The sequence below is a fragment of the Rhodoferax sp. genome (assembly GCF_028689305.1).
Classification (GTDB): domain Bacteria; phylum Pseudomonadota; class Gammaproteobacteria; order Burkholderiales; family Burkholderiaceae_C; genus Rhodoferax.
The window spans coordinates 1-7907 of sequence record NZ_JAQTWM010000125.1; the positions used below are offsets into that span (position 1 = coordinate 1).

At 60.0% G+C, this 7907-nt stretch carries 5 protein-coding genes; 1 reads left to right on the plus strand and 4 read right to left on the minus strand.

Annotated elements, in window-relative coordinates; genetic code table 11:
• Positions 1–284: 284 nt before the first annotated feature.
• The 3 genes from PHW99_RS17225 to PHW99_RS17235 form a co-directional block, all read right to left on the minus strand.
• Complete coding sequence (locus PHW99_RS17225; RefSeq protein WP_300180506.1) at positions 285–1598, minus strand: ethylbenzene dehydrogenase-related protein; 1314 nt, start codon at positions 1596–1598, stop codon at positions 285–287.
• Between the two features lie 190 nt (positions 1599–1788).
• The gene (locus PHW99_RS17230) at positions 1789–3165 is read right to left on the minus strand and encodes a sigma-54 dependent transcriptional regulator (RefSeq protein ID WP_300180509.1); all 1377 of its coding nucleotides are present in this window, start codon (positions 3163–3165) and stop codon (positions 1789–1791) included.
• Positions 3155–4951, minus strand: a complete 1797-nt coding sequence (locus PHW99_RS17235; RefSeq protein WP_300180512.1) for an ATP-binding protein — start codon at positions 4949–4951, stop codon at positions 3155–3157. Before PHW99_RS17235 ends, PHW99_RS17230 begins: the two co-directional genes overlap by 11 nt.
• An 83-nt stretch (positions 4952–5034) precedes the next feature.
• Here PHW99_RS17235 and PHW99_RS17240 point away from each other — a divergent pair, with 83 nt between their 5' ends.
• Positions 5035–6180 (plus strand): helix-turn-helix domain-containing protein, encoded by a 1146-nt coding sequence (locus tag PHW99_RS17240; protein ID WP_300180516.1) that lies wholly within the window; start codon positions 5035–5037, stop codon positions 6178–6180.
• 44 nt (positions 6181–6224) lie between these two features.
• On the opposite strand, the gene PHW99_RS17245 is transcribed toward PHW99_RS17240, so the two are convergent.
• On the minus strand, positions 6225–7907 hold a 1683-nt coding region (locus tag PHW99_RS17245), incomplete at its 5' end, for an AarF/UbiB family protein (protein ID WP_300180519.1).

Below are 7907 nucleotides of genomic sequence, written 5' to 3' on the forward strand. Positions count from 1 at the left end.
GAACTTGGCCCTTCGGTGGAAGCATTCACCGAAGGGCTGGTCACTCGCATGTTGTGGTTTGGTCATCCGGTATTGCGCCCGGCATCCTTGGTTTGACACATGGCAGCATCAACACGCTGCAAAATGGCATCGGGCTCGCCTTCACCATGAATGAACCGTGTCACACCTATGCCGGCAGTGCAATGGTGAACCACCAAACGGCCAGTGCGCATTCAGAGACATGAAAAACAAGGCCACCCCAAGAATTTCTCCCGGGGCGGCTTTGGGGTTCCCATCCAATGTGACTACGGCAGCTTGACGGCTTGAATATCCACCTTTTTCTTGGCCCCCAGGCCCAGCGTCTTCACAAACGACACATGGTGGCCGCGGGTGGTGATGTTGTCATCGTGGATGGCAAAGCCCACGTTGTACACGCCGCCCGCTTTCAGGGTTTTGTCATCCGCATTGCTCAGACCCAAGGGACGCACCAGTACCACCGTCCATTTGCCGTCGTTCCATGAGGCAATGGCGTTATTGTCCGCGGCGGAGCCACTGGCATCCTGCCGGCTGATGAGGTAATCGGGAATCAGGTCACCCTCTTTCCAGCCGGCGTTGGGGTCAAACGGCACAACGTTTTGCTCACGCACCAGGAAAAGGTTGCCCCGGCGGGCCTGACTATCAGCGGTGATGGACTTGAAGCCCATTTTCTTTTCGTCCCACATGTACTTGGGCGCATGAGTCTTGGCATCGGCATTGCCACTGAACATGTCTTTGCCTGCATCACTCAGGCGGAACTCCAGCACATAACCGTCATCGGCCATGCCCACCGCGTAACTGCGGTGGGCGCGCCACTGCATCAATTCCACAAATTTGCCATCGGCTTTGAGTTTGGCAATCTCTTCCACACTCCTGCCGGTCTTCCAGTCCTTGGGATCAGTACGGGTGTCCGGCAGGTACTTGCGCACGTCAGCCTTTTTGATGGCCGTCAGCAATGCATTGGCGGCCACTTCTTCCTTGGTGAATTGTTTGGGCATGTCGCGCTGGCCATCGTGGCAGGTCAGCCAGCAGCCTTGCTGGGCAAAACCGGGAACCTTGCCATCGTCAATGATGATGGACATGCGGTCTTCATAGATACCGGGCTGTTTGTTGTCCTGTACGACTTTGTCGAGCTTTGGAAACCCCCAAACCTTCCACTCCTTGCCATCAAAACGCAGGTACTGGTGCTCGGTGCCTGGGTAGGGGTTGTCGGTTTTCCATTGGTAACGCAGGTACATGTTCTTGGCATCAAAAGCGGCTTGAACGCTTAGCGCCTTGTAGCCGCTCTTGCCTTTCACAGGTGTGGGTTCCAGGCGACCACCTTTGACGATCTTGTTGCCGAGGTCTTGTTCTGCGGTGGCATCGTCGTGGCATGACACGCAGGAGTCGCCACGAATCACGTCCGCGTCTGCGCCCTTGTGCTCAGGACTGCGCAACCATTCATAGGAGGACTGACCGGGGTAAAAAAGCCCTATGGAGACCGGTTTGATCTTGCTCCAGTCAATGGTAGCCGGGTCAGCCGCACTGGCGCTGCCAAAGCCAAAAGCAATGGCTGCCAAAACAAGTGCGTTTCTTTTCATCATGATTTTTCCTCTTTAAAAAATCATGACTATGCATAGCTTGTGCCAGTGTCCGATCATTCCTTTGACAGGATTCGCCCAGCGCTTCTGAGCATGGCGTGGCCACGAGGTGGCATGGTTAGCCTTGAAAACAAACAAGGGTGTCACAGGCAGACGACAACATCCCAAACATGTCACAAAAAAGTGACAGTCGTCACGGTTCAGTGACGATGCCCCAGCGCTTCATGCGCACATACAAATTCTGGCGAGGAATGCCGCTGATGCGTGCCACTTCCGAGATGTTGCCGTTAGCGGTTTGCAGCAAACGGTGCAGGTAGTCACGTTCAAATTCAGTCCGCGCTTGCTGGTAGGCCAATGGAGTGGCCGGGCCTGGCGGCACCTCCGTCGGCGTGGCAAGCTGCAGGTCACAAGTCGGACTCAAGTGGGTCGCGTCAATCGCCCCATCACTCTGCAGTGCCACCACCCGCTCAATGCAATGTTGCAACTCGCGCACATTACCGGGCCATTGACAGGCCTCCAGGGCACGCACTGCCGCTGGCGTAAAGGGACCGCATTGCTTGCCAAACCGGGCGTTGTAATGGTCCAGGAAATGCACCGCCAGGCGAAGGATGTCGCCATCACGCTCGCGCAAGGGAGGCAAGCGCAGCGCCACCACGTTGATGCGGTAAAACAGGTCTTCGCGAAAGCGCCCGGCCTTGACTTCACCAGACAGGGAGCGGTTGGTGGCACAAATCAGACGGAAGTCGGTGGTGCGCGGCTGGGTGCTGCCAATGCGGCAAAAGCTGTGATCCTGCAACACCCGCAGCAGGCTGCTTTGCAGCTTGGGGCTCATATCGGCAATTTCATCCAGGAACAGATTGCCGCCATTGGCTTTTTCAAAAAAACCAGGCGTGGTCTGGCTGGCGCCGGTAAACGCACCTTTTTCATAACCAAACAACAGACTCTCCAGCAGAGATTCCGGCAAGCCGCCGCAATTCACTTCCAGATAAGGTCTGCTGGCGCGTCGGCTCAGGGCATGGGTCATCTTGGCAATCACGTCTTTGCCGGTACCGCTTTCACCTTCGAGCAGCACCGTGGTGTCGAGCCCGGCCACCTGGCGAATCTGGCCCAGCAAACGTGCCATGGCTGGTGACTGGCCCACCACCTCCGGCACATCCGACTGCGCCACCAATTGGTGGCGCAAGGCGTCAATTTCGCGGTAAGCACGGTCCAGCTCAAGCGCCTTGCCAATCACCGCCTCCAGCGCCTCCAGGTCCTCAAACGGCTTGGTGAGATAGTCAAACAACCCCTCCCGCACGGCCGCCACCGCATCGCGCACATCGGCATGTCCGGTGATCAAAATTGCTGCCAGCTTGGGACGCTGCAAGCGAAACTCACGCAGCAGCTCAAGCCCCTTGTCTTTGGGCAAACGCTGATCCATCAGTACCAGATTGAAGTCAGTGGCAGCAAACGCCTCACGTGCAGCCTGGCCGTCCGCAGCCAAATGTACCTGGGCGCTCTTTCGCATGAGCTGCTCAATGAGCGTACGGGTGTAACGGTCATCATCAACGACCAAAATCTTAGGCAGCATGTGGGGCTTGATCCATGTTTGGTTTTCCCAGCGGCTGGGGCTCTTCAGGCAACCAGACCGCAAATTGCGTGCCACGGCCGAGTTCGCTGTCCACCCGCACATAACCGCCATGCAGCAGCACCACGTGTTGTACCACCGGCAACCCAAGGCCGGTGCCTTCATTGCGAGTGGTGAAAAACGGCACAAAGATACGCTCCAGCATGTCCGGCGTCATACCCGGCCCGTGGTCGGTCACCGACAACGACCAACCTGGCGCGCGGGTATCAGGGTTTGGTACACGCTCCAGCCGGATCACGATGGCACCCTCATCCACCGTGGCTTGCGCAGCGTTCTGCAGCAGGTTGAACAACGCATGGCGGATCAGGATCGGGTCCACGGTGAGGACCACCGGCTGCTCTGGCACACAAATCTCCACCGGCAAACGTCGTCCTTCGGTCTGGCGAAACAGCAACACCGTTTCCTCGATCACCAGACCCATGTCGGTGGCCCGGCTCTCAAAGCCCGACACTTTGGCAAACCTCAGCATGGATGCAATAAAGGCATGACAGTCGGCTCCCGCCTGCTGAATTTCCTTGAGCAGCTCGCGCATGCGCTGCGGATCGTCCACCTCACGCTCGGCCAGTTGGGCCAAGTTGACCACCCCCACCAGTGGGTTGTTCAACTGATGGGCAATCTGGCCAACCATCGTGCCCAGCGCCGAGAGCTTTTCAATTTGCAGCACCCGCTGATGTTCTGTGTCCAGACGCAGCAACTGGCGCTCCAGGTCGTGCTTGCGTTGGTAGTCGCGCTCCACCCGGTCCAGCGCCACATAAAAAAGCACCAGCACACCCGCTCCGACCAGCAGACTGAGCAGGGTCACGGTCAGCACGGATTTCAGAAACGTCTGTTGCAGCTCGGTAATGTCACGCATCACCACCATGTCGCCAATACGCTGCCCACTGGCGTCGCTCACCGGCAACATGGCCAGGTGCAGCGCCCGTTCGCCGTCATTGAACACCTCGGTGCTACCGCCCCGCAACCGGCTCAGCATGCCGTCATCCAGCGCAGCAGGCACTTGACTGGCCGTGTGCGCGACCAGCACCTGGCTGCCAAAACGCTCCCAACTGCCTTCCCGCTTGAGCAGTTTGAGTCCCTGCTTCCATTGCTCGGGCGGCATGAAACGTTTATCCACCATCACAAACACGTCCACTGACAAACTATCACGAATTTCGTCCACGAGATAGGCAATTTCTTCACCAATCTCAAGGTAACCCAGCGTGTTGCCGTTGGCCTGCCAAGGCATCACCAAGCGCAAGGTCAACGTGCCCAGCAACCCAAGCTCCAGGCCATGCGCTGCTCGACCCTGCTCACGCGCGCGAACCATGGTGCTGCGGGTGATCCGATCACCAAACTGGTCAGGGCTGTGCATGCGCACCACGTTAACCAACTCGGGAGTGTTGAAATACAGATGCGTGATGCGAAGATCCCTGCGCAAGGTGTCAAACAATGGCCCCACCTCACGGTGCAGCGCTGCCCGGTCCTGATGACGAAATGCCGCCTCGATGGCAGGGTTGGTCATCAGCGTATACAACACCGCCTGCATCAGGTCTGTGTCTTTGCTGAGCTTCTGGTCAACAAGTTTGGCCACGGCATTCACCCGCCCAGCCAGGGAACGGTCCCTGACGCGGACTTCGAGGGAATACACCGTGCTCACAAATGCGCCAAGAATGAACGCCAGCACAATGGCGAACGGCCAGATGAACGCCGCTTTGACGCGCCGTGGTTGGGTACTGAGATGGGTGTTCAAGTCTGAAAGTGTGCCTGCATCCCTGGCAACTGGCAAGCTACCACCGCACGATGGCGAAATGCGCTAAATTCGACACCTCTGCCATGGCCATGACAACTCCGCACCACCCCACCCCGGCGCTGGTCGACCAGCGCCAGGTCAGCATTGAGCTGGCTCGCCGCACCATGCTGCGAGACCATTCGCCGCTCCCGACGAATACCGTTGCGCCGTGGGTCGAGCGTTCCTGGACGCGTTGCCTCCAGCTCGGCCTGCAAACCAGCGAAGCGATCACCTTCAACCAGGTGCCCTTGGCGCACATGCGCCACACCCAGGAAGCCAACCAACAGCTCATCAAAAGCGCCAAACCGATCCTGGAAAGCCTGGCCCGCGCCATTGTCAACACACGCTACTTTGCCATCCTGACCAACGCGCAGGGTATCGTGATCGATGCCAGCGGGGCCATTGACCGCAGTGACTCACGCGCCGACCTGATCACCCGCATCGGTACCGACCTGTCGGAGCCCAGCATTGGCACCACGGCCATCGGTACCGCACTGAGTGAATTGCAACCGGTCTGGTTGCACCGTGGCGAGCACTTCTTTGAAGCCACTTCGGTCTACAGTTGCGCCGGGGCACCACTGTTCGGGCCCTACGGTGAATGTGTCGGCATGCTGGATGTGACCGGGGTCGATGTGCAGGAACGCCCGGAACTCAAACACCTGGTCAGGCAATCTGCCTGCAAAATCGAAAACGCGCTGATCATTACGCAACGGCACAGTTTGTTGCTGCGCCTGAACTGGCCAGGCAACGTGCTGGGCAGCGATGCAGATGGAATTTTGTGCCTGGATGCCGACGGCTGGATCAACGGCGCCAACCGGGCGGCGCGCCAGATGGTGCCGGGCCTGAATCGCCCTGACCTGGCGGCCGTGCATGTCAGCGAAGTGTTCGGCCTGCCGATTGAACAGCTGTTTGATGCCAGCAAACACCCTATCCGGATGATGGAGCTTGGGCTGTGGAGCGGTTTGCGGCTGCAAGCCCAGGTCGTGGCGCAAGCCGACGAAAACCAAACCATGCAGGCTGGCCCGCAGGCGCCCCCCGCCTTGGCGCTACGTGAAGTCGAAGCCGCCATGATCCGCAAGGCAATCGATGAGGCGCGTGGCAACGTCGGCCAAGCCGCCCGGGTGCTGGGCATCAGCCGTGCCACGCTGTACCGAAAACTGGGAAACCATACCCACCGACAAGACCTGTGACAACGTTGTCTACGTTCCTGTTCCCCAAGGCTAAAACCAGCGAGTCAGTCCTCTTCCCTGATATCACGGCCCCGGCTGCTGCGCCAGATGGCACGCACCAACCACAGGCCACCTAAAAAAGCGCTGGCAAAACCGATGAAACCAAACGCCGGCAGACCCAAAATCGTGGGGCCGCCCTTGACCGTCATGACAATCGACGAGCCGACGATGAGGGCGGCAATCACCAGCGCCATGGTCAGGCGATTGGCAGCCCGGTCAATCTGGTCACCCACCCGCTTGAGGTGGGTGAGTTCCAGCCCGACATGCAAGCGCCCCCGGCGGGCGGCACGCAGCAGGCGCGACACATCATTGGGCAGTTGCTCGGCCACAGCCAGCGTGCGGCGCAGGGTTTGCCAGGCCCGCGTGGCCATCACCTTGGGCTGATAGCGCGCGCGCAGGACCTGTCTGAGCATGGGCAGCGCTTCGGACGCCATGTGAAACGCCGGGTCAAGCCCGCGCCCCATGCCTTCGAGCGTGATGAAGGCCTTGATCAGCAGCGCCATGTCAGACGGCAGACCCAGACGGTGCTCACGCAGGATGGTGGTCACGTCGGCCAGCATCTGGCCCAGGTTGAGCTGCGCCAGCGGCACACCGTGGTATTGGTCGACAAAGGTCTCGATTTCGGTTTCCAGCAAGGCCAGGTTGACCCCATGATCGTCGCCAGCCCAGTCCAACAGCACATCGGCCACGGTCTGCGGGTGGCGTTCCACCAGCCCCAGCAGCAAGTTGAGCAACTCTTCGCGGCGCCGCTGCGACAGCCGCCCCACCATGCCAAAGTCAATGAAGGCGATGCGGTTGCCTTCCAGATAAAACACATTGCCCGGGTGCGGATCGGCATGGAACAGGCCGTCTTCCACAATCATCTTCAGCACCGCCTGGCTGCCACGCCGGGCCAGTAGGCTGCGGTCCAGTCCTGCCGCGTCCAGCCGCGCCAGTTCGTTACCCGGCACGCCTTCGACAAAATCCTGCACATTGACACGCTCGCGGGTGTAGGTCCAATGCACGCGTGGCACCACAATCCACGGCAGACCCACCAGGTTCGCGGCAATCCGTTCGGCATTGCGGCACTCGCTGGCCAGGTCCAGCTCGCGGCGCAGCGAACGGGTCAGCTCCCGCACCAGCTGCTGTGGCCGGTAGGGTCGCAGGTTGGGCAGCTCGGTCTCGGCCAGGACCGCCAAGCGGCCCAACAAACGCAAATCGGCCTCGATGGTGCCAGTGATGCCGGGGCGGCGGATTTTGACCACCACTTCGGTCCCGTCGTGCAACTGCGCACGATGCACCTGGGCGATGGAGGCTGCGGCCAGTGGTTCGGGGTCAAAGCGCGCAAACACCACCTCGGGTTCTCCCCCCAGGTCTTCGCACAACTGCGCCCGCAAGCTCTCCAGCGGCACCGCCGGCACTTGGCTGTGGAGTTTTTCGAACTCGGCAATCCAGTCGGGGCCAAACAGATCGGCCCGGCCAGCCAGGATCTGGCCCAGCTTGACAAACGTCGGCCCAAGCTCTTCCAGCGCCAGCCGCACCTGCACTGGCGGCTCCAGCCGCGCCAGATCGGCCGCATGCTCCCACTTCAGCGCATGACCGGCACGCTCCAGCCGGTCCGCCAGGCCCAGGCGACGCACACTGTCACCAAAACCATGGCGAATCAGCACCCCCAAAATGGTATTGAGGCGCCCCATGTCACGGGCCGC

Coding starts and splice junctions, on each gene's coding strand:
- PHW99_RS17225 (WP_300180506.1), bottom strand. CDS start 1,598: ATGATGAAAAGAAACGCACTTGTTTTGGCAGCCATTGCTTTTGGCTTT.
- PHW99_RS17230 (WP_300180509.1), bottom strand. CDS start 3,165: ATGCTGCCTAAGATTTTGGTCGTTGATGATGACCGTTACACCCGTACG.
- PHW99_RS17240 (WP_300180516.1), top strand. CDS start 5,035: ATGGCCATGACAACTCCGCACCACCCCACCCCGGCGCTGGTCGACCAG.